This is a genomic window from Leptothoe sp. EHU-05/26/07-4 (genome assembly GCF_043421015.1).
Classification (GTDB): domain Bacteria; phylum Cyanobacteriota; class Cyanobacteriia; order Phormidesmidales; family Phormidesmidaceae; genus Leptothoe; species Leptothoe turfae.
On record NZ_JAXSQV010000004.1, the window covers coordinates 779,431 to 801,890 of the forward strand.

The following is a 22,460-nucleotide window of genomic DNA, read 5'->3' on the forward strand; positions in this document are numbered from 1 at the left end:
TATGGTTGGGGCGCAAGCATTAGCTTATGGGCTGCTTGCGCTGTAGGAAGCCGGTTAAAAGTGCTAAGGCAAAGGCTCCTAAAACTGCAAAAACTAACAGTAATCTTCCTTGCTCTAACACGCCTGCCCCAAGTGCGACGATGGGAGGGTTCGAGATGGCAATGCTCAGGATAAGGGCTGGAATAAATCGTAACCAGGGTGCTTTTGTGAGGCCAACACTATAGGCAACAAAGTCAAAAAAACCTGTCATTAGAAAGGCTGTCATTAAGAAGAAGTTGCGTTCTAGGTGCCTTTGACTGAGGTTATCAACGCGGCTGATGAATCTTTCGCCTATCAGGCGTTGCACAAAGCTACGACCAAATTGCTTTGATAAAAAGAAACTCAAGCTGCAAGAGCAGAGATCGGCCAGACAGATCACCAAAAGACCCTGGGAAAAACCTAGTAGGCCCCCTGCCAATACAGAGTAAGCGGTGCCTGGCAAAGCGGGAATAACAACACTGGTAAACCTGAGGAAAAATAGGGCTAATGGTGCCCAAACGCCAAAGGTTTCAACGTTGTCTCGTAGCTGACTAACGCCATAGCGTTGAATGAGCCAAATAACTGCGATGGTTGCGATCGCAATTACCACCAGTTTTAGCCACTTTTTTGTCTTATTCATGGTTTAGCGGGGTGACTAATAGGGCCATGGGTTTTCATAGCGAGTGGTTGTTGGCGTCTGACGCACTTTTCTCTGCCGAGTTTTGGCAGGGCTCTGGGACTTGCTATTGCCGTTGCTAGCATTAGGTCTGGGGACTTCTTGCAGCGCATCCTGAAGGATGGGTGAGATTTTTGTGGGTTGACTGGCTTGTTTTTGATTACGCTCCTTATTAATCTCGCGAATGCGCCGCGACAGGAGCTTAATAATGTTGACAGCGATGCCGGGGGTTTCGTCGATGGCTTCGTATAGCTGCTGCTGAGTCAGAACCAGACAATCGCAGGCATTAATGGTGGTCACTGAGGCGGAGCGTGGTTCAGCATCAAACAGGGACATTTCACCAAAACACGTCCCCTTATCTAGGGTGGTTAGGTTTTGCGATCGCAAATGTACCCGTACTTGTCCTGAGACCACGATATAAAGAGAACGGCCCTCTTCACCTTCCTTAAAAATTCTATGATTTGCAGGAAAAGACAGCTCATCCATGATGGATGCTAATCGCACTAGAAAGTCGTCCCGCAGTTCTTTAAAGATGGGGACACCCCGCACGAATAGTAAACGATCAACGCTGGTGAGCATGGTGAACTTGGTTTAGATATGCTATTTGGTCAAAACCACACAGTGAGCACAGTTGAGCGGTGGATGGCCGCTCAGTTATGGCAGTGTAACCCTCGGAGGCAGTCGATGCAATACAGGGTAGTACATTGACCACATACATTATCCAAACCTACATCTGCTTAACCCTGAACATACCCAAATCCCACCGCCTCAAACTGTGTATTTATTGAGTGGCCACATGCTTTTCCAGCATTTTCTGGACTTGGTCAGCCACCAGCGGATCAGAGTCTTTTTCCATTAACTGCAGCAACCTGGGAAGGCTGCTGGGTGAAGCCATGTCTAAATAGCTTAAAGCGGCTTCTCGCACAAAGCTGACCGGGTGGCGGAGCGATGCCATCACATGGTCACCGCTTAGGGGCCAGCGCTCGGTGCGGGCTACATGAAAGCAGCAGGCTAAGGCCCAATCCGATAGAAAATGCCTTAATTCCATGAGTTGGCGTAGACGTTCCTGGGGTTCCAGGGGCTGGTACGTGACCAGTGGATGGAGGGCGGCTAGCGTCGTTTCATTATTAGAATTAGATCGGTCAAATAGGGTGAGAATGGCGCGCTTTGCAGGAATGTTTAACGTATTGTCTAAAATCTCCAGACCTCTGGCTCGACTGGCGGCTGAGCCATCCAGGTTGAGCTCTGCTGCTTGAATCACTGAAGATGGGTAAAGAAACCGCAGCAGTAACAATATGCGTTGCATGGCATCCGCCTTCATATCCTGCAAAGCCCGTCGCAGCCATTCGCAGGTTTCTCCAGATGCCTTTTCTTCGGAACAGTCCTCCAAACAACTGTAGAGCTGACCAATAAACTGTAGCTCTTGATCTAACAAGGTTTCTACCCCTGGACGACCGAGCTGGTCAAGGGCACTATCAATATCCGTAGACCGGCGTAAGCCCTGCTCATCCAGGAGCTTTAACAAGATGCGTAAAATCCAGCGACGGGGGCCTCCCCATGCCGTCATCAAATTAGATGACAATAGGTTGAGGGCTTGTAGGGTGCCGATGCGGCCAATGACATTCCAAGCCTGGTGGCGTAAGGTTTCACTTTTATAGGGATCGTTGGCCAGCTTGACTAGCATCGGGAGGGCGTCATTGCCCAGTTCGCTCAGGGCTTTCATCGCTGCTTCGCGGGTGGATTTATAACTGAGGGCCTTTAGCAGTGAGGGATAGTGTTCTTCTAACCGTGTGGCTGAGATCGCTTCCAACATTGACCGTCGTACCCGCAGTGAATCATCCTGCAACAAATTGGGCACATGGAGCCGCAGTCCTTGCATGTACTCGGCTTCCCCTAAGGCGCGACAGCCCATCACCCGCTCCAGTTCCTCCTGGTGGGTGAGCATCTGCTGCAACAGGTATGTGGCCCGCGCCCGCTCTGCTGGGTTTCCATGTCTGAGCATCATGGAAGCAGCCGTGCCGCGTACAGCTGGATCAATGCTAGGTTTCAGATAGGGCTTGAGCTGATTCACATCGCCATCTTGCTGGGTCAGCCAGACATAGCGGAGGGCTAAGGCCAAAATGGATGGCTCTTGGGACGGGTAAATGAGAGCGTCGACATAGCCCGTAAATGTGGGATCTGGATAGACCAGCATGGTCTCCAAACTCTGCTGTTGCAGATTGGGGGAAAGCTCACTGAGCATGGGAGCCAACACTTCGCTGATGCTGCGAGGCTCAATCTGAGTGAGCAGCTCAATTAGGGAGCGCTTATCGGCTTCGGGGCCAGGTTTGTCTAAGGCTTCGATAATCGCCTGTTTTAATACCCGTAAACTGGCGTCGGAAAAGCTTAAAAGACCGCGTTCAGCTGTGAGTACAAGAAGATTGAGATATTGCGATCGCAACAAAAAAATGCTGCCTAACCACAGTAATGATAGACCGAGGGTGATGAACAAAAAGATGCTGCTCCCCTGCATCCAGCTAATGTGATTTGCTAGAGCCATCACCAGTAAAATCCCGATGCCCACTATACCAATGGCGATGGATTCTGCTACACCGACCAATGATTGGATCTTGGCCCGTGGCTGAGCGGGAACCGGTTGAAACAGGACTGGGCGGCTGCTAGCCACAATGGTGTAGCGTAGCCATTCATCAATAAACTTCAGCAATATCAGGCCGATAAACAGTCCGGTTGCGCCACCCACCGCCGGTAGACTTACCACTAAGCACAGACAGCTGAAGATAGCCATTAAGGCTGGCAATAAACCTGCTGTCATAAACAATCCCAACCGTTCAATTAAACGACTGGAGGTAAATAGCTGGGTAAGCAATTCCATGAGGCCCAATACCCCGGTGAAAATACCCAGGAATTTGGCCATGGCATCAATGCTGAATTCTTGGGCTTCCAACTGTAGAAAATACTGATATTCCACCAAATACAGAAGCATTTGGGCGATCACAAAAAAGCTCAGTAAAAGCAGCACATAACGGCGAATGAGCTTACGCAACCGTCTGGCTGAAAAATTGGCATTGGACAGTTCCACTGTCCGGCGTTTGGAGTCTGGGAAGGCATGTTCATAGGTTTTGCTGATGTAGAACAGCACGCCTGTTGCCACCAGCATGATGCCAAGTACCAGATAGACAACATTGTTGACATCTAAAACTGTCAGGAGGGCAAACAGGGTAAACCCGCTGAGGATGTCGGCCACCAAATTGCCACTGCTGATCAGGGGGAAGGTGCGTTTAATCTCGCGGATATTGAACAGCTGATTGGCTAATACGGATAAATTCAGCTCGTTCAGGTTAGTGATGGCCTCCATCCACAGACGCAGTGCAAAAATGGTGGGGGCGGCCCAAACCTCAACGCCTAACCCAATGCGAAATAGGCCAATGGGTAAGGTCATTAATAGGGCAATCAACACAATCACCTGGCGCAGGGGTAGCAGACGCTGTAGCCAAGAATAGACGCTGCCTAAACTTACCCCTACCAATGCCGTAAACAAATAGATCAGCGGTAGTGTTTTGGCTCCATACTTGTCTAGAAATAATGCTGCCGAACTGACCTCCAGCCACATAATCCCCATGGACATGAAGGTATAGAAGGTAAACAGCAGCAGGGTGCGATGGCCTTCTTCAGGGCGCAGGTTCAGTGCCGTAAAAATTTTCTGGAGCCACTGGGGCTGGGAATATGAGAAATCTGACTGCATGGTCAAACAGGACAGCTAAACAGAGCCGATGGTGATCATGCCAAAGACGCTACCGGATCATCTGGCAATCATCAATAGCAAATTGACGTGATCGATTGAACTATATTGCCCATACAGTCCAAATGAGGGGAATCTTTAAATGTCGATCTAGCTGTTGTAATAGTCCTGACCGTTACGACCATTGGGGACATGGGCAGGCAGTTTTGGCTGTTGATCATCAATGGGGGTTAACCAGCGGGGCAAGGTTTGCAGGTGCCCTGCAGAGCCTGGGTGGGTCATGGCCTGGGCTTCAATGGCGCACACATCTTCGTAACTCAGGGCAAGCTCACTCTGAAGATGCTGTAGCCACTTTTTTAGCGGTTTGCCCAAGGGGTTTTCCAGTTCTAAAGCGGCTAGCATGGCCTGTCGATAGCGATCGCAACTGTCCTTATGGTGGGCGTAGGGAGCCATCACATTGGCTTCAATTTCTTGGCTCTGGTAAACGCTAATGCCCAGCTGATGGCGTAGAAATTCTAAAATGTTGCGGCTGGCGGGTGGAATATGGCCCTGATGGCGGTGGGCATATTCCTCAAGGCTACTGCGATATTCCCGTTCAGGAGAATAGGGAGGAACGGCTAGCAGTGGGGTGTCGGCTGTTTCGTTGTGGGTGTAGAGAGCAATGGGAAAGATGTCCGTATGGCTCTCACTGAGTGCCCGCGCCAGGTAAGTTTGTAAGTCATCGATGGAGATACCCCCATCGGCATCCGTATCGGCTAATCCTGTGGTAATCCCCTCAATCAAATAGTGAGTGTAGAGAGATAGACCTAAATCGACGGTGGGCCAAGGGTTTGCGGAGCTAGCTAAGGCTGTGAGCAGGGCACAGTTGCAGTCTGCCAAATGGGGCATTGGTAAGTGACCGTTGGGAGACATTCCCCCTTGTAGCATAGTTGGATTATCAATGTTGCTTTGGGGTAAAGAACTCCAAAGACAATCTAGTATCATGACTCGATTAAGCCCCTCCTGTAGTGACGGTAGGGCCTGGCGAATATAGTCACTGGAGATGGCTGTGGTAGCAACGGCATGGGGGTCAGTGTCGCTGGCGGGCAGATAAATAGCCCCCGTGCGGGGATCAAGCACACCATAGCCAGTGTAGTAAATCAAACAGAGATCATCGTGACGGCAGCGATAGGTCATCAGCGCAATGGCATGGCGCATCTGTCGCAGATTGGGGTTGATTAGGGTGATGATCTGATCATCCCGCAGCCCCTCTAAATCAACTAATAGCGCTTTCCTGAGGGCAGTGACGTTTGCGATCGCAGGAGACTCTTCCATAGTGTCTATAGCCAATTCATCCGTGCTTACCGCGATCAGCAATATGTGTTTGCCCATATCTCCCAATCTCCCTAAAGGGTTGAATAAACAGCGTTTTAGGTCTGTTAGTAATGCTGTTATTTGAAATATTTCTGAAATGTTTCTGTTTAATTGCCTGTTTTGCCCGTATGTATAAAAATTTTCGAGGGACATTCTCACTTTCCGGGATGCTTCACCTTAAGAAACCTAGTTTCTTAAATTGGTTTCTTGAAGTTGATGTGTTCGAAGGTAGGGTTCTGGAATAAAATAATGGGCCACCCCCATTGCTGGGGGCTACCCCATGATTGGGGCTACCCCATGATTGGATCCATCTCCATCACTGTTCCTCCCATGAAACACACCCTTTCTGTTTTGGTCGAAGATGAAGCAGGCGTTCTGACTCGCATTGCTGGATTGTTTGCCCGCCGTGGTTTCAACATCGAGAGTCTGGCTGTCGGACCGGCTGAACAGGCAGGTATCTCTCGCATCACCATGGTGGTGCCAGGAGATGACGGTGTCATTGAGCAATTGACCAAGCAGCTCTACAAGCTCATCAATGTGCTCAAGGTGAACGACATTACTGAGAAGCCCTGTGTTGAACGCGAGCTGATGTTGCTAAAGGTCAATGCAACTAGCAGCACGCGGGCTGAGATTATCAATTTTGCCCAAATTTTCCGGGCTCGTGTGGTGGACGTTTCAGACGAGTCGCTGACCATTGAAGTGGTTGGCGATCCAGGCAAAATGGTGGCTATTGTTCAGGTATTAGATCGCTTTGGTGTGCGTGAGATTGCCCGCACTGGCAAAATTGCCCTCACCCGTGAGTCTGGAGTCAACACGGAATACCTGAAAGCCAAAGCACCCATGAGTGCAGTCATCGGTTAGATGGTGCAAACCGTAGGGGCGCATACGCCTATAACCTGCGCCCTTGCCCCTTGATTTAGGCAGCCAATAGCAGTTTTTTGAGCAAAATTTCAGCAATACGCTTGCCCGCTCCGGGAGGACCCATGCGGTGCAAGCCATTTTTATAAATGATAGCCTGGCGTTCTGGGTCATTTAAGATGGCGGTGAGCATTTGGTTGATCTGGCTTGGGTGCTCCACCAGGGTGACCGATGGGCCAAGGTGGCGAGCCTGGGCTTGGGCAAAACTTAGGGTGAATTGAGGGCCATTGCCCGGCAGGGTGAGTACGGGTTTACCTAAGCCAACAAACTGTTCGGTGGCCGTACCGGCGGTTGCGATCGCAACGTTAGCCTGATAGGCATAATCCACAAATAACCCCTGATCAAGCTGTAGCCTATGCTGACCTCGTTGATGGTCCTGTCCTGTAAACTGCCAACCATAATGAGTGAGCGTTTCCGTCAGCATTTCCATATCTAAGCTGGGCGCAGCGGCGGTCAAAAAAGTGGTTGGCTCATGTCTATGGCGAGTCAGGTCATCCACACCCTGGAGTAACCGCTGCCAATTTTCATAGGCTTCAGGTACACGGGAACCCGGCAATAACAAAACAGTTAGACCTTGTTGGTGGACCTGTTGACTGGTAGGAATGGCAAACCCATCCATCATCGGGTTGCCTGCATCATAGGCTTCTACGGCCCAGCGATGTAATCGTTGAGTGGTAATACCATCGCGGGGGAATACACAGGCACTACGTTTCATTAGCCAGCGCTCCCAAGGCATGTAAACGCAGGTCCGTTGAAAGTCCAGGACGTCAAGCAACGTTGATTTTACTAGGCATGTGCCCTGCTCGTCCCGCACGTGGTATTCAGACTTGGCAGTGCCAACGAATCCATATGAATGGCGGCTGAGCCAACCAAATAGTAGCGGCACGATATCCCCTACCGCCAGCACCACATCATCTGGATTCAGCCACTTTCCCATAGCCCGTAGCTGCGCAATCGTCAGCTGAAGCAACCCCCCCTGCAAATCCCGAGCCAGCTGCTGACTGTCCATATATATAAAGCCACCGGAGGGCATTTTCTTCGTGGGGCCAATAATTTCAATGCCTAATTTCTGATATTGCCGACCCTCACCCACAATGGGTAAGGCTGCCATCTTTAGATGAGGGGCTAACCCTTGCAGAGCCTGCAAAATTCTGATGGCGATCAGATCTTCCCCGTGCCCATTACTGATACAAAGTAGCCTCATGACAGCGACCAACCCTGAGTTAAGTCGGCTTGTCTGTGAGAAAACTTGTCAAAATTAAACATCAACCCTGGCATGTAATAGTGATAATGGAAACGAGAATGTTAAAACAATATTAAAATTGCATGTCTCCTTTTCTGCTTCGTCAACTTTGGTCTGTGATTGATGCCGCCCACAGCAACTATATTCTCAGCCTAGACGATCAGGGGCTGACCAACTGGGTGATAGAGCAGCTATGTCATCAGTCTCCTCTAGATACAGTTGAATTGAGCCAGGTCAACCACTACATTCGCTCTAAGCTTCCCCTAATTCGAGATATTGCTCAGAATGAATAAACTTTCAGTCATTTTTGTCTGGTAGGAATTAGAGATTCTCATAGTAATAGACTTCATTTCCTAGCATTATTTCTATCGTTTCGATAGATAACCTAAATAACACTGGTTAAGTAAGTCTTAAGTTTTACTCGATTTCAAAAATAGTGATCTGCAATACAAAGTGCTGCTATCTCTTTGAAATCAATCCTTATTGCCCTCATATTCTTGCCATAACTGCCGCGTATTATACGTATTAATTCCTGGTAGGCGATAACATAACGTCTTAGAATGCATAAAAATCCAGCCTAGATACATTACATAAGTCGTGGATCGTGGTTCTGAAAACTGCATTGGTTCTCGATTTACAGGCTGTGTTTTTCCACTAAGCTGACTTGATTTATTCCAATGGAGTGTGTGAGGTAACTATGGCAAAAAGGGGTTCTTCATTAGCAGCATTACTTGCTGTTGTCCTACCGCTAGCTGCATGCGGTGGTGCTCAAGATGCTGTTGATACAGCTACTGATGCGGCTGGTGATGCTGTCGATACGGTTTCGAGTGCCGTTAGCGGTGGTAGCCGCCTAGAAACTGTTCTTAGTCGCGGCACCCTAAACTGCGGTGTTGATGGTGGTATTCCTGGATTCAGCTTTGTTGACGAGAGCGGTACTTACTCCGGTTTGGATGTGGATGTCTGTAAGGCTGTTGCAGCTGCCTTGTTTGATGATCCTGAAGCCATTGAGTATCGCCGTCTAGATTCCACCGAGCGCTTTGAGGCCCTTAAGGGGGGTGAGGTGGACATGCTCTCCCGTAACACCACCTGGACCATCAGTCGCGACACATCTGTAGGTATGGAGTTTGCTCCTACTACATTCTTTGATGGTCAGGGCATGCTGGTACGTGCTGATAGTGGTGTTGAAACCCTTGAAGACATGGAAGGCCTATCCATTTGTGTTGAAACTGGTACCACTACTGAGCTCAACCTGACTGACCAGTTCCGCCAGCGTGGTGTTAGCTTTGAGCCCGTTGTCTTCCAAGATGCTGATGCTGGCTATGCTGCCTACGATGAAGGTCGTTGTGAAGGCTTTACCTCTGATAAGTCTCAGCTAATCGCTCGTCGCAGTACCCTCAGCGAGCCCGATGCTCATGTTCTGTTAGATGTCACCATGTCTAAGGAGCCTTTGGGACCGGTAACCATTAACAACGACTCTGCTTGGTTTGATACTGTCAAGTGGGTTACTTACGGTTTGATTCAGGCTGAAGAGTTTGGTCTAACCTCTGAGAATATTGAAGAAGCCGTTAACAGCGAAGATCCCAACATTCTACGTTTCGTAGGTGCTGAAGGTACTTTGGGTGATGATATGGGTCTGCCCAATGACTTTATGCTACGCGCTATTAAGCACGTTGGTAACTATGGCGAAATCTTTGAGCGCAACTTGGGTAAGGAATCCCAGTTTGAACTTGATCGTGGTCAGAATGCGCTTTGGACCGATGGTGGTTTGATGTATGCACCTCCTTTCCGCTAAATAACTGAAACTATCTAATGGTGTTTTTTAACAACCAGCATTAGATAGTTTTTAGGGGCCTAATAGGCCCCTATTTTTTTATTTCAAATGATGAAGTTAGTTGCACGGTAGCCCATCGTACTGCGGCACCTAAGCAATTACATTACGTTTACTAACAGTTTTTGTGGCCTGGGCAAAAAAGCTAGAATCTCCTATCGTCACCCCCCTATGATGATTGAACTTAGGTGTTGATGATAAGAGCTTTGTTCGTATATACATATGTCTTTCCCAGAGCACAGCTGAGAATCAGAGCACATTTGAGAATTTAATGTGCGATGTGGTTTCAATTTGCTTTTGCTAAGCCTTTAGTTGTTCCTATGTTATGACCAGTCGAAGTAACAGTCCAATTTCTGGTATCCAATCTCTATTCCGTGATGAACGCTTTTGGAAGATTGCGTTCCAAGCGCTGATTGTGTTGTTTGTGGTGAATTTGCTCTGGCATTTCTCAGCCACGCTCAATGACAACATGCTGGGTCGAGGTATTCAATTTGGCTTTGGTTTTCTCAAGAATTCAGCCGGATTTGGGATTGGTGAAAGCCTTTTGGACTATAAGGCGCAGGATACCTACACTAAGGTTATCCAGGTGGGTATCATTAATTCTCTGCGAGTGATGATTGTCGGTGTGATTCTGGCAACTACGGTTGGGATCACCGCTGGAGTAGCCAGTTTCTCTGATAATTGGCTACTTTACAAAATTAGTCGAGCCTATGTAGGACTGGTGCGTAATGTACCGCTCTTGCTCCAGTTGTTTTTCTGGTATTTGGCGGTTTTCTTTAGTTTTCCTGCACCGAGGAGCCCGTTTATTTTTCCCAATGCCAATGCTAGCTGGCTGGTACTGAGCAAAAAAGGAATATATTTGCCGGGGCCATCGTTTACACCAGCAACGTGGACTAGTTTGATTTTGTTGGCTGTGTCCTTGCTTTTGATTGGCGTGTTGATGCGCTCGATTGGGGTCATTCGTGCTGGCCGCTATCAGGGCGGCATAGGACCGTTACTCAACTATGGCTTTAGCATTCTTTTGATCCCTATTTTGGTATTGGCTGAGTTCTTTCTGCTGTTCAACTGGAATGCGGGTAAGGGGGTTTATTTTAAAGGTGCATTACCCGCGCTATTCTCTAGCTCTCAAGGCCTATGGGTGATTGTGCTGCTAGTGATGATTGTGCCTTTGGTATTGCTGAACCGCTGGCGGACACAGCTGATTGTAGAGCAGGGACAGTCGGGTAAACCACAGCTGATTGCGATCGCAGGTCTACTGCTCCTCGGCGTCCTCATTATTCTCTTTGCCCTCGGCTGGGAAGCACCCGTTGCTGGTGTCAGAGATGACGGTACATTTAGCGGCGGTGTTACTGGCGGTCTGAGGCTGTCGTTAGAATATTCCGCCATTGTGACGGGGTTAACCTTTTACACCGGAGCCTTTATTGCTGAGATTGTTCGGGCCGGAATTCAATCGGTTTCTCAAGGCCAGTGGGAAGCCGCCCGTTCTCTAGGGCTGTCATCAGGTTTAGCCATGCGTATGGTGGTGTTTCCCCAGGCATTACGGGTGATTATTCCCCCACTCAACAGTGAATTTGCCAACCTGGCTAAGAACTCCAGTTTGGCCTTGGCCATTGGTTATCCCGACCTATATTCCGTGGCCAACACCACCTTTAACCAAACGGGGCGACCGGTAGAAGTCTTTTTACTGATGATGGCCACCTATCTCATCATCAACCTTTTGATTTCAGTAAATATGAATCAACTCAACAGTGCTGTGCAATTTAAGGAGCGGTAGAGGCGATGACAACAACGTCACCTGATTCACCTTTGGTAGTTGACGCTAGCCCGCCGCCCATTGCCCAAGCAGGTCCGGTAGCCTGGCTGCGTAAGCATTTGTTCAACACCTGGTACAACGCGTTGCTAACAGTCGTATTGGTCGGCATCATGCTGGCAGCACTATGGGGCATGCTCAACTGGGCGATTCGACTGGCTGAGTGGGCCGTAATCCCCAACAACCTGGCCTTATTTATGTCAGGGCTATACCCATCGGAGATCCGTTCACGTATTTGGGTCATCCTTGCTGTCAATGTTGCCATGGGCGGTTTTACCTGGGGACTGCTAGCGCGTAACCAAAGCAAGCTCTTGGGTCGCAGCGGGCTGATCACCGTCGCTATTCTTTGCGCTGGCCTGATTATTTTGCCACTGACTCGGCCATCGGCCCTGACATTGATTGGTATGGTGGTGCTCACCCTGGCCTGTGCCTGGGGGGCTAAAACTATTGGCCAACGGAAGCTGACCCTCAGTCAGTTTTTGTCGGCGGGTTGGTTTTTTGCTTACTCTATTTCGCTGCTGATTCTAGCAGGGGGAGATATTCGCAACAGCCTGATCTTTTTGGTACTCACCGTTGGCGCGAGTATTTGGCTAGCCTCAATGGCACTTAAACTGTTAGCCAATTCTTCAATTATTGATGCCGTTAGCCTTAACCCGATTGGCATTTGGCTGATGCGCATTGTCTGGTTTGCGGGCAGTGTAGCACTGTTCTTGCCAGTGTATGGGTTCTTAAATGTGCCGCTACCCCTAAAGCTGCTTACATTGGTTACCTATATTTCCTTTGTGTCGCTGCTGGTGCCAATTTTGGCTGAGCGTAAAACCCTGACTACATTTGTCATTGCCGTCGTTGCCTTTGGCTTAGGCTGCTTTGCCATCAGTTCTATATTTGATCTTGCTGGCGGCTTTTTTGGGCTAAAGCCTATTGGCACTAACAACTGGGGTGGTTTAACCCTGACGCTGTTTCTTGCCATTACTGGTATTGCCCTATGTTTTCCCATTGGTGTGTTAATGGCCCTGGGTCGGCGCAGCAGTCTACCCATCATCAAGGGATTATCCGTTGCCTACATTGAGCTGATTCGTGGTGTACCTCTGATTTCCATACTGTTTATGGGGCAGGTAATGATTCCGCTGTTTTTACCTGAGGGTGTGCGACCAGACAACATTGTGCGGGCCATTGTGGGTTTGACCCTGTTTAGTTCAGCCTATCTGGCAGAGAATGTGAGGGCCGGTTTGCAGGCTATTCCCCGAGGTCAATTTGAAGCTGCAGCCTCGTTAGGACTGAATAGCCCCTTAACATTGGCCTTGATTGTCCTACCTCAGGCTTTAAAGACCGCAATTCCTGCGATTGTGGGCCAGTTTATCAGCCTTTTCCAGGACACCACACTGCTGGGCATTGTAGGTCTGGTGGAACTATTGGGTATCAGTAACAGTATTTTGGCTAACCCCAAGTATTTGGGAGATTACTCCGAAGTGTATCTGTTTATTGCCGTGCTCTATTGGTTCTTCTGCTATGCCATGTCCTTGGGCAGTCGACGAATTGAGCAGGCCTTAAACACTGAACGTTAAGTACTAATCGATGTTAAATCCCGTGTCGTCCACCACAGCGCCACGGGTAGTAAATGCCAAAATAGTCCTGGGGTTTTTCCCCACCATGAGGAACCATAACGATGACCCAAGCGGATATGTCCATGACCAATCATGCCAACGGCAATTCTGTCGGTGCTGAGGCAGTGATCGTTGCTAGCGATGTAGAGAAGTGGTACGACAACGGCTTTAATGTGCTCAAGGGCGTCAGCCTTGATGTGTATAAGGGGGAAGTGGTGGTCGTGATGGGGCCATCGGGTTCCGGTAAGTCCACCTTTATTCGTACGTTTAATGCTCTAGAGCCTTACCAAAAGGGCAGCATTGTTATTGATGGCATTGAGATTTCCCACGACTTGAAGAACATTGAGGAGATTCGTCGGGAAGTGGGCATGGTGTTTCAGCAGTTTAATCTGTTTCCCCACCTGACGGTTCTGCAAAATGTCACCCTGGCTCCGATTTGGGTGCGCAAGCAGAAGAAACGGGAAGCAGAAGAAATTGCCATGCAGCTGTTAGAGCGTGTAGGCATTTTAGAGCAGGCTAATAAGTTTCCAGGGCAGTTGTCCGGTGGTCAGCAGCAGCGGGTGGCCATTGCCCGTTCCCTCGCCATGCAACCCAAGATTATGCTGTTTGACGAGCCCACCTCTGCCCTCGACCCTGAAATGGTACGAGAAGTACTCGATGTTATGCGTGGTCTAGCAGACACAGGGATGACCATGGTCTGTGTTACCCATGAAGTTGGTTTCGCCCGTGAAGTGGCTGACCGAGTTGTTCTCATGGATGCTGGTGTGCTCGTGGAAGAGAACACGCCGGATGAGTTCTTTAATAACCCTAAAGAAGAGCGCTCCCAGAAGTTCTTGTCTCAAATTCTTTAGGAATCCGATCCTGTAGGGACAGCTCTTGTGGGTGCCCTAATGCCTTACAGTTGATGGATGGCAGTCAGTCCCCCTTTATCTAATACCTGACCATTGTTGATATGAGCGTATACCAATAGATGGCTGCCAATGGTTTGTTGACTGATGATGGTACCCTCTAAATAGGCTAGAGCATCAGTAAATATCGGTTTTCCCCCTTGTAAGATTTCGGTGTTCAGCTGATCTACGGGAATCTGACAGGATTTTTGATAGGAAAAATGGCGGCGGATACTACGTCCTTCTTTGAGGATGTTGAGAACAAATGAGCCCTGGGTTTGTAGACTTGAAATCGCATCATCCCCCATAGGTAAAGCCATCATAATCCCTGGCGGTGCGAAACTGGCTTGGGAAATCCTGGCGGTGAGAATCGCCCGATGGTGACTGTGGTGTTCAAAGGTAACTACGCATAGAGAGCCGATGATGCGCCCCAGGGCCTGAGCGGTACGGCTAGTCTGAATGTCGACCATCGTCTGACGCGGTACCTGCTGACGGGAACGCTTACGCAACTGCTGAGCAAATGCGGTTGCAGCAGTTTGACATATCTTGAGGGTAGTCGAATCGGGGCTAAACTGCACGCGAATTGGCTCAAAGCCAAACCGATAACCTGCATCCCGCAACTTTTGTTGTAATAAGTCAATCGCTTCACCACTCCATCCATAGGAGCCAAATACTCCCGTCAACTTTGTTTTAGGTATATTTGCCAGGATTGTACCCAAGGCAGTTTGAATTTGTACTGGGGCATGGCCACCCAATGTGGGCGACCCAATAATAAACCCATCACAGTCGGCAACAACTTTAGTGAGAGTCTCAGTGGGAGTATACTCACAATTAATAGCTTCCACCGCCACACCATTGTCTGTGAGACCTTGGGCAATGGCATGGGCGATGGTGGACGTACTACCATAGGCCGAGGCGTAGAGTACGGCAACCCGCAGTGTCCGTTGGGTTTGTTCCTGGCACCACTGTCGATAGTCCTGACGAAATCGACTCAGGCTATGACGTACTAAGGGACCATGGCCTGGCGCAAGAATCTTGAAAGAAAAGGCATCAAACTGATCTAGGGCGACTTCTACCTGTTTGGCCTGGGGGGCCTGGAGACAATCAAAATAGTAACGGCGGTCATCATTGAGTTCACGCCAGTGGCTATCCCAAATATTGTTGCCGCAAAAGTGGCTGCCAAATAGCTTATCGCTATATAAAATCTCACTGGTTGGATCGTAGGTGCAAAGTCCATCGGGCCAGCGTGGGGTTGGCACACTAATAAAGCTGAGGCGATGTCCCTGACCCAAGTCTAGCGTATCTCCTGTACGGACAGGGACCACCGACCAAACTAGACCTGATTTTTTTAGGGTACTGAAGGCAGGGTGAGAACACACCAGTGTTGCCTGGGGTGCTATCTGCTGTAGGCCCCTGAGGGTAACAATCCGATTAGAATTTACGTGGCTGGTGATGATGTAGTCAATGTTATGGGGGTTAATCTGTTGTTGTAGCGTAGCTAAATAGGTAGCTGTAAAAGACTCACCTGGCGGGTCGATAAGGGCGACTTTCTCGCTTTTGATTAAATAGGAATTAGCGGTGGTGCCCCGCCGCCGTCCATATTCAATTTCAAATTTGAGGCGATCCCAGGTGCGAGATCGTAATACTTGGGATTGTGTACCAATGTCTGCCACCTGCACATCCCGAGGACGGCTGCCGGTTGACGAAATTGTTGGTGTTGTATAAGTCATCGTATATGTTCTCTTGGTGATAGGTTAGAGCAAAAACTTCTGTGAGTACAAAATGAAGTGTCATGCATGGCAATGACACCCAAAAAGTTTGTTATTAGTCGCCATTTTTAGTAATGACTACCGGCTTTGCGATGATGGACAGCGGTGATACCGTCAGGGTGAGCCACCCGTCCACGATCGGCAGCGCAATACATTATCCAATGATCTCCTGCATCGGTACGGCTGATGACCCGACACTCCAAATATGCCAGTGCTTCAGCTAAAATCGGGGAACCGTTCTCCGCATCGTAGGTGGCAATGCCAATAAACCGATCGGCACCGGGGGGAAAGCGCTTGAGGAAATGCTTCATCAACCGCTGGTAGTTGCCCTCTTCCAACACATTTAGAACAAAATAATCCTCTCCATGCAGCAGAGATTCAATAGCACGTTCCTTAGCAACGGCCACCGCCAGCCCCAAAGGCTCAACGGTAGCCTGCATGACCCAGGAGGCCAACATGGCACTGGTGACATCTCCTTTACGGGCAGTGACTATATAAAGACCACTACTCAACCGCCCTAGAGCCTGGTCTAAGCTAGAGTCTGAGGCTTCTCTGCGACGCTGCCGATGGTTTTGACTCACCCACTGCCCCAGATCAGTGCCTGCTTCCTGACAGTGTTGCTTAGTGGCATCAGATGGGGTCGCCTTGATCAAGATTGGTGGAAATGCTTCTATTAGTCCCAGTTCTATAAACCGATTACGCAGTGGATAAATCGGTTCGTCGTGACCGCCACCCGTTTCAAATAAGCCAATGGCCTGTTTAGGATGGGCCACCGCCAAAATTGTACTGAGTGCAGCAGAGACGTGACTATTATTGGTTGCTTGAGGTGGCATCCCTACCACCAGGGCGGTGGCAGTGGTGGCAATTTCTCTCACATCGTGGAGATCGGTTTCGTTTAAGTCCACTAGCTCAACATCGGTGCCGGTTTTGTGAATACCCTGAGCAATTGCACGGGCGATATGATCACTATGGCCATACTCATCGGTGTAAATCAGCGCTACGTAGGGAGTCGCCTTAGATTGGGCTTCGCTCCAGGTGCGATAGTATTCGAGCCATTGCTGCTGGTGATGTTGCAGTAGGGGACCATGTCCGGTGGCCACCAGGGTCACCGTCAACTTATTCATCCGCTTTAGGGCTCCCAATACGGACCTGGCATTAGGCCCCATCAAACAGTCGTAATAATACTGAAAGTCTTGCTCTAGCAGCTCTGGTATCTCGTCGTAGAGAGCGTCATCGCAGTAGTGCATGCCAAACACATCACAGGTATAGAGCACCTGAGTCCCACTGTCGTAGGTGAAGATTGTGTCGGGCCAGTGAAGATTAGGAGCCGAAACAAACTCCAGACAGTGTCCCTGCCCCAAATTTAGCTGGCTGCCACTTTTAACCAATTGAAAAGCAAATGGACGATGCAGCTGATGTTGTAAAAACTGAATGGCTACCTTCGAGCCTACTATTGTCAACTGGGGCACAATCTCCAACAAACGGCCAATTAAGCCACTGTGGTCTGGTTCAGTGTGATTGACGACAAGATAATCAATTGTTGTTGGATCCACCAGACCTTCGAGAGTCTCAAAATATAACGCTTCAAATTTTTGGTGAGATGTGTCAACTAACGCAGTTTGATCACCACGGATGAGAAAAGAATTATAGGTAGTTCCATTTTTTAACTCGAATTCGATATCGAAACGGTCTCGATCCCAGTCAAGGCAACGAATTGCTGTAGAACCCAAGGCAATTTCAGCAGTTTGGATTGTCAGTCTATTTGGTGAAGCCGTTGTTATTGACGGAGCAGCAAGAGTAACCATAGGGTGAAAATCCTGACTGAAAATTTAATGGACTTGTCCCTATGGTGGCGACAGAATCAGGATCTGTAAAATGTTAATTCTCTAATTGTCTTATAAGCTTAGCTAATATTTTTTTAGTTATTTAATCTGCTTTGCTAATGCATAGGTATTGATCAATTTTAAAAAGCTTTGACAGCTCTGATGGCTTAGGCGCTTGCGCTTAAATAACCACCCCATTACCCCATTACTCATGCACCCATCTACAGCTCCAACCTGGGTCTTTATTGTTGTGCAGTCCCCTTACCCTTAGTGCGGTGAACCGTGTCGAGATATGGTCAATCAAGCGTTTGCCTAGATGCCTTTTAAATTCTCCCGAGGATTAGCCATGCTCGAACTTTAAACTTTCACAGGTTCCATTGCTATTTTCTGGGCCGCTTCGAACCGAGACTTAACAGTGGCCTCATCGGAAATCTGAGGTGCCGGAACTGGAATCACCTGCACAGCACAAGCCTTAAGCTCAGGTTCCAGGGAGATTGGACAAACCTCCGGGTGAGTCAAGGCATTAACTTCCATGTTGTCACCCCAGAGAAACCCCCAATGCATGGGCATAAAGATAGTGCCACGGGTAATGTTTTGCGTGACCAGAACTTTTAGCTGGGCAAAGCTGCGTTGCGATCGCACCTCCACCCAATCCCCAGACTGCACCTCCAGCAACTGTGCATCCCGAGGATTCACCTCCAGCAGCGGCTCCGGATAACGCTTTGTAATCCGCTCAATCCGTCCCGTCCGACTTTGAGTATGCCAATGCCCATACAGTCGACCCGTTGTCAGCACAAAGGGATAATCCTCATTAGGAGGCTCAGCTAGCCCTTTAATATGGAAGGCACAGAACTTAGCCTTCTGATTAGGCGTGGCAAATCGATAGTTCGTGTATAGTCGCTTGTCATGTTTGCCATAGGCGATCTCATCACTCTCCCCTGCCGGGCAAGGCCACTGAATGGGTCCCTTCGCCAGTCGCCCATGGCTGAGGCCTGTAGAATCGCATAGGCGATTGGCTGTCAGCGTCACAAACTCGTCATATACCTCAGCTGATGTGCGCTGAGCAAACGGTTTTTCAAAGCCCAATCGACGACCCACTTCAGCAAAAATCTCCCAGTCAGCCTTAGCCTCGCCAACAGGATTACGGAAGGCAGGGCAGTAAGTGACCACTCGCTCAGAATTAGTCATGGCACCGGCTTTCTCACCCCATTGGGTAGCGGGTAGAACTACGTGGGCAAAGGCAGCAGTTTCGGTTGGGTAATAAGCGTCCTGGCAAATGGTGAAAGGAGAATTTCTGAGGGCAGCCTGGGTGCGCTTAATATCTGGCATACTGACGGCGGGATTGGTAGCAGCTACCCAAAAGACGCCTAGATCCCCTCGTTCCAGGGCCAGCATCATATCCCAAGCCGCCAGCCCCGGTACCGGAGAAATACTGCCCCCAGGCACCTGCCATACCTTTTCTACTGTTTGGCGATGCTCTGGGTTTTTTACCAGGCGATAACCGGGCAAAATGTGGGCTAATCCACCCGCTTCTCGACCCCCCATGGCATTGGGCTGCCCTGTGAGAGAAAAAGGACCCGCTCCAGGCTTGCCAATATTACCTGTCATCAGATGCAGGTTGATGATGGTGCGACACTTAGCAGTTCCCTCTGTGGACTGGTTCACCCCCATAGACCATAGGGATAGCACTCGCTGAGATTTGCCCCACCAGGCAGCTGCTTTGGTAAGTTCACTCAGGGTGATGCCGCAAATCTCAGTCACTCGTTCGGGGGGATAGCTTTTCACCACCTGGGCATAGTCACTAAAGCCATCAGTACAGGAGTCAATAAAGCTGGGATCGATCCAGCTATGTCTCAAGAGTAGGTGGGCGATGCCGTTGAGCAATGCAATATCGGTTCCCGGCTTAATGGCCAAATGTAAATCCGCTGCCTTTGCAGTATCGGTGCGGCGCGGGTCCACCACAATCATCTTTACCTTGCGGTTTTTCTTGTGGTATTTCTTCAACCGATTAAACACAATTGGATGACAATCGGCTGTATTGGTCCCAATTAAAAAGGCACAGTCAGTTTGTTCTAAATCGTCGTAACAACAAGGGGGACCATCTGACCCAAAGCTTTGGATATAGCCCGCTACCGCTGACGACATACATAGGCGAGAGTTGGCATCAAAGTTGTTAGTACCTAAACAACCTTTCAATAACTTTTGTGCGGTGTAATAATCTTCTGTTTGAAACTGGCCAGATCCATACATGGCAATGGCTTCTGGACCTCGTTCATTCAAGGTTTTACGAATCTCATAGGTGATGCGATTGAGGGCATCTTCCCAAGAGACACGCTGTAGTGGCTGGTCGAGAGACTCTCTCATCATTGGGTGAAGCAATCGCCCCCGATCAAGGGAATCGCCGATGGTGCCCCCCTTGATGCATACCTGACCTTTGCTTGATGGGTGGTTGCGATCGCCCCGCGCTTGCCAAACCGGATTACCCTGTTCATCGCGATTTACAGCTCGCCCCGGTTGCGCAGGAGGTAATACCTCAAGGCCACAGCCTACACCACAGTATGGGCACAGTGTTTTTGCTCCATCAGCCATAGATCGCATCCTCCATCCACAAGAAATCTGTCTTATGTTAATTCGAAAATTAAATCTTTTTTAGACAGAAAAGGGGAGCGCAAACCGGCCCCCCAATCTGTTGAGTTGACATTGCTATCATCACTGGTTGCTATAACACTTGGGATAATGACAACCAGTATCGACGCTGTTTTGCTCGCTTAAGCGAACGTTGTTGTGGCGTTAGCCAACGTAGGAACCATCAGCAGGTACAGATATATTAGATATGTCTTCACCTTCGTGGGCCTCTGCAAAGGAACCTTTGGGCTCTTCGAGGATGAAGAAGCATAGGAAGGCAACAATAATTGCTGCAACACCTAGGGTCTGGAAGAAGATGATGTTACCGATATCTCCCTCAGGTACCAAGCTGTAAAGAGTCAGGTAAGCAACCGCACCAACGTTACCGTAAGCACCAACGTTACCAGCAATCTGACCAGTTACACGGCGCTTTACAAGGGGCACGATGGCAAATGTGGAGCCTTCACCAGCTTGTACAAAGAAGGAGCAAGCCATGGTTAAGATAACGGCGAGACCAACCATAAAGGTACCGCCGCCGCCGAGAGCATCACGAATACTAGGGATGCTGCTCATGACAAGGTAACCAATGCCCATAAAGAGGGTTAGAACCCCCATAGTTGTTTTACGGCTACCGAGTCTGTCGGAAATCAAACCACCGCTAGGACGAGCAAACAGATTCATGAACGCGTAGCTTGCGGCCAACATACCAGCCAGGGCTTTGCTCAAACCAAAGGTGCCTTCGAAGAAAGCGGGCAGCATGGATACTACAGCCAGCTCAGAACCGAAATTCACAATGTAAGTTAGCTCAAGAATGGCAACCTGCTTAAACTTATAGCGATCTTCAGCAGGGTAGCGCTTAGCACCAGACAATAAGTCTTTATTGACTGTCCAGCAGTTGTAAGCCTGGAAGAGATACAGGGCGATTAGGGCTGCGATCGCAAGACCAAATGTACCTTCGTTGAGGAAACCAACTTTCTTAAGACGCCAAGCCAGAACAACCAGAATGCCAGTTAGAGGTAGATTCATCAGCATCAGACCCCAGAAGTCTCTTACCGTAGTGACTTCCATACCGCGAGTGCTGGGGGGACGCTGGTAAACCTTACCAGGGGGCGTATCTTCCACGCTGAAGTAGTATAAGCATCCATAAAGGGCTGCAATGATACCAGTGGCAGCAATCACAATGCGCCAGTTGAGTAATGGACCACTGTCAGGGACTTGGAAAGCACCAGGAATGAAGTTGAGAGCAGTTGCCAGACCGACAAGAGTAAATGCAGAGAATGCAGAACCAAAGTTACCCCAGCCACCATAAATACCTTCAGCCAGACCAATCTCCTTGGGGGGGAACCACTCTGCGGTCATGCGAATACCGATGACAAAACCAGCACCCACAATACCCATGAGCAGACGGCCAATCACCAACTGGTTAAAGCTTTGGGCAGAGGCGAAAATAATACAGGGAATCGCTGCATAGATGAGCAACAGCGAATAGGTCAAACGAGGACCATATTTATCCAACAACATGCCGATGATGACACGAGCTGGAACTGTAAGAGCCACATTGCAAATAGCAATGGTACGAATTTGACCTACCTCCAGACCAAAATCCGCCTTAATTGCTGTCGCCAAAGGTGCCAGGTTAAACCAAACAACAAACGACAGGAAAAAGGCAAACCAGGTCATGTGGAGGATTTTGTAGCGTCCCCTAAAGGACCACATCTCTCCTAGCATCAGTTCTATTCTCCTGGACAGACAAACATTTCACTTTCCTTCTGAAATTCACTCATTAGTAGATTTCAGACTGCTGCTTTTTTAGAACAAAATCGCTAATGCTATGGATCCTGAAAGGACAACAGACAACGCGACGCAACAGATTTAATGGTGGATAGCCCTTAATCTCTCTAATCAACTCACTCTAAAAAACAAAAATCATTGACAAAAACTTGATGAAATCTGCCGATTTAAGATTAGTTGAACAGATAAAATCTAAAGCCAAATCACCATAGCGTTACATTATCGGTGAGCAACAAGTAAAAATGTGCCTTTCGCTACCGTTAACGACAAGTAATTCTTTTTTTGCATGTGATTGTTTGTTTTTTGCATAAAGCCGCCCAAGATGCTGAAGTGAAAGCAGTTTGGCCACACTATTGGATCACTCTTCTGCGGATGT

General features: G+C 49.0%; 15 protein-coding genes. 6 read left to right on the forward strand and 9 right to left on the reverse strand.

Annotated elements, in window-relative coordinates; all coding sequences use genetic code 11:
• Window positions 1-19 precede the first annotated feature (19 nt).
• From U2F10_RS16410 to U2F10_RS16425, 4 genes are all read right to left on the reverse strand, one after another.
• On the reverse strand, window positions 20-658 hold the full coding sequence (locus U2F10_RS16410) for a TVP38/TMEM64 family protein (protein ID WP_499867096.1): 639 nt from the start codon (window positions 656-658) through the stop codon (window positions 20-22).
• A gap of 15 nt (window positions 659-673) precedes the next feature.
• Entirely contained in the window at window positions 674-1,273 is a 600-nt protein-coding gene (locus tag U2F10_RS16415) for a Crp/Fnr family transcriptional regulator (protein ID WP_163667601.1), read from the reverse strand.
• A 202-nt stretch (window positions 1,274-1,475) separates the two neighbouring features.
• Window positions 1,476-4,436, reverse strand: coding sequence for a HEAT repeat domain-containing protein (locus tag U2F10_RS16420; protein WP_163698281.1), 2,961 nt, complete (start codon window positions 4,434-4,436; stop codon window positions 1,476-1,478).
• Window positions 4,437-4,583: 147 nt separating this feature from the next.
• Complete coding sequence (locus U2F10_RS16425) at window positions 4,584-5,804, reverse strand: caspase family protein (RefSeq protein WP_163667607.1); 1,221 nt, start codon at window positions 5,802-5,804, stop codon at window positions 4,584-4,586.
• Between the two features lie 312 nt (window positions 5,805-6,116).
• Here U2F10_RS16425 and ilvN point away from each other — a divergent pair, with 312 nt between their 5' ends.
• The gene (ilvN, locus tag U2F10_RS16430; RefSeq protein ID WP_163671756.1) at window positions 6,117-6,647 is read left to right on the forward strand and encodes an acetolactate synthase small subunit; all 531 of its coding nucleotides are present in this window, start codon (window positions 6,117-6,119) and stop codon (window positions 6,645-6,647) included.
• 55 nt (window positions 6,648-6,702) lie between these two features.
• Here ilvN and U2F10_RS16435 read toward each other — a convergent pair whose 3' ends face one another.
• Complete coding sequence (locus U2F10_RS16435) at window positions 6,703-7,908, reverse strand: lipid-A-disaccharide synthase-related protein (RefSeq protein ID WP_163667609.1); 1,206 nt, start codon at window positions 7,906-7,908, stop codon at window positions 6,703-6,705.
• Between the two features lie 122 nt (window positions 7,909-8,030).
• On the opposite strand from U2F10_RS16435, the gene U2F10_RS16440 reads away from it, so the two are divergent.
• The 5 genes from U2F10_RS16440 (at window position 8,031) to U2F10_RS16460 (ending at window position 14,040) form a co-directional block, all read left to right on the forward strand.
• A complete protein-coding gene (locus U2F10_RS16440) occupies window positions 8,031-8,240 on the forward strand; it encodes a hypothetical protein (protein ID WP_163667612.1) in 210 nt (69 codons plus the stop codon).
• Between the two features lie 404 nt (window positions 8,241-8,644).
• Complete coding sequence (locus U2F10_RS16445; protein WP_499872757.1) at window positions 8,645-9,739, forward strand: amino acid ABC transporter substrate-binding protein; 1,095 nt, start codon at window positions 8,645-8,647, stop codon at window positions 9,737-9,739.
• Between the two features lie 361 nt (window positions 9,740-10,100).
• On the forward strand, window positions 10,101-11,549 hold the full coding sequence (locus U2F10_RS16450; RefSeq protein ID WP_163667618.1) for an amino acid ABC transporter permease: 1,449 nt from the start codon (window positions 10,101-10,103) through the stop codon (window positions 11,547-11,549).
• Between the two features lie 5 nt (window positions 11,550-11,554).
• On the forward strand, window positions 11,555-13,150 hold the full coding sequence (locus U2F10_RS16455) for an amino acid ABC transporter permease (protein WP_499872759.1): 1,596 nt from the start codon (window positions 11,555-11,557) through the stop codon (window positions 13,148-13,150).
• A 101-nt stretch (window positions 13,151-13,251) separates the two neighbouring features.
• On the forward strand, window positions 13,252-14,040 hold the full coding sequence (locus U2F10_RS16460) for an amino acid ABC transporter ATP-binding protein (RefSeq protein WP_431732030.1): 789 nt from the start codon (window positions 13,252-13,254) through the stop codon (window positions 14,038-14,040).
• A gap of 44 nt (window positions 14,041-14,084) precedes the next feature.
• Here U2F10_RS16460 and U2F10_RS16465 read toward each other — a convergent pair whose 3' ends face one another.
• The 4 genes from U2F10_RS16465 to U2F10_RS16480 form a co-directional block, all read right to left on the reverse strand.
• Complete coding sequence (locus U2F10_RS16465) at window positions 14,085-15,806, reverse strand: oxygen-binding di-iron domain-containing protein (protein ID WP_499872760.1); 1,722 nt, start codon at window positions 15,804-15,806, stop codon at window positions 14,085-14,087.
• Window positions 15,807-15,913: 107 nt separating this feature from the next.
• Window positions 15,914-17,650 carry a diflavin flavoprotein gene (locus U2F10_RS16470; protein ID WP_499061794.1) on the reverse strand — a complete coding sequence of 579 codons (1,737 nt, stop codon included), beginning with the start codon at window positions 17,648-17,650 and terminating at the stop codon, window positions 15,914-15,916.
• Between the two features lie 375 nt (window positions 17,651-18,025).
• Window positions 18,026-20,257, reverse strand: coding sequence for a molybdopterin oxidoreductase family protein (locus tag U2F10_RS16475; RefSeq protein WP_499872762.1), 2,232 nt, complete (start codon window positions 20,255-20,257; stop codon window positions 18,026-18,028).
• 201 nt (window positions 20,258-20,458) lie between these two features.
• Window positions 20,459-22,021: an MFS transporter gene (locus U2F10_RS16480; protein WP_163667628.1), complete on the reverse strand. Its 1,563-nt coding sequence runs from the start codon at window positions 22,019-22,021 to the stop codon at window positions 20,459-20,461.
• Between the last annotated feature and the right edge of the window lie 439 nt (window positions 22,022-22,460).

Excerpts from the sequence above, each read along its gene's own strand:
- U2F10_RS16410 (WP_499867096.1), bottom strand. The coding sequence starts at position 658 with ATGAATAAGACAAAAAAGTGGCTAAAACTGGTGGTAATTGCGATCGCA.
- U2F10_RS16415 (WP_163667601.1), bottom strand. The coding sequence starts at position 1,273 with ATGCTCACCAGCGTTGATCGTTTACTATTCGTGCGGGGTGTCCCCATC.
- U2F10_RS16420 (WP_163698281.1), bottom strand. The coding sequence starts at position 4,436 with ATGCAGTCAGATTTCTCATATTCCCAGCCCCAGTGGCTCCAGAAAATT.
- U2F10_RS16425 (WP_163667607.1), bottom strand. The coding sequence starts at position 5,804 with ATGGGCAAACACATATTGCTGATCGCGGTAAGCACGGATGAATTGGCT.
- ilvN (WP_163671756.1), top strand. The coding sequence starts at position 6,117 with ATGAAACACACCCTTTCTGTTTTGGTCGAAGATGAAGCAGGCGTTCTG.
- U2F10_RS16435 (WP_163667609.1), bottom strand. The coding sequence starts at position 7,908 with ATGAGGCTACTTTGTATCAGTAATGGGCACGGGGAAGATCTGATCGCC.
- U2F10_RS16440 (WP_163667612.1), top strand. The coding sequence starts at position 8,031 with ATGTCTCCTTTTCTGCTTCGTCAACTTTGGTCTGTGATTGATGCCGCC.
- U2F10_RS16445 (WP_499872757.1), top strand. The coding sequence starts at position 8,645 with ATGGCAAAAAGGGGTTCTTCATTAGCAGCATTACTTGCTGTTGTCCTA.
- U2F10_RS16450 (WP_163667618.1), top strand. The coding sequence starts at position 10,101 with ATGACCAGTCGAAGTAACAGTCCAATTTCTGGTATCCAATCTCTATTC.
- U2F10_RS16455 (WP_499872759.1), top strand. The coding sequence starts at position 11,555 with ATGACAACAACGTCACCTGATTCACCTTTGGTAGTTGACGCTAGCCCG.
- U2F10_RS16460 (WP_431732030.1), top strand. The coding sequence starts at position 13,252 with ATGACCCAAGCGGATATGTCCATGACCAATCATGCCAACGGCAATTCT.
- U2F10_RS16465 (WP_499872760.1), bottom strand. The coding sequence starts at position 15,806 with ATGACTTATACAACACCAACAATTTCGTCAACCGGCAGCCGTCCTCGG.
- U2F10_RS16470 (WP_499061794.1), bottom strand. The coding sequence starts at position 17,650 with ATGGTTACTCTTGCTGCTCCGTCAATAACAACGGCTTCACCAAATAGA.
- U2F10_RS16475 (WP_499872762.1), bottom strand. The coding sequence starts at position 20,257 with ATGGCTGATGGAGCAAAAACACTGTGCCCATACTGTGGTGTAGGCTGT.
- U2F10_RS16480 (WP_163667628.1), bottom strand. The coding sequence starts at position 22,021 with ATGCTAGGAGAGATGTGGTCCTTTAGGGGACGCTACAAAATCCTCCAC.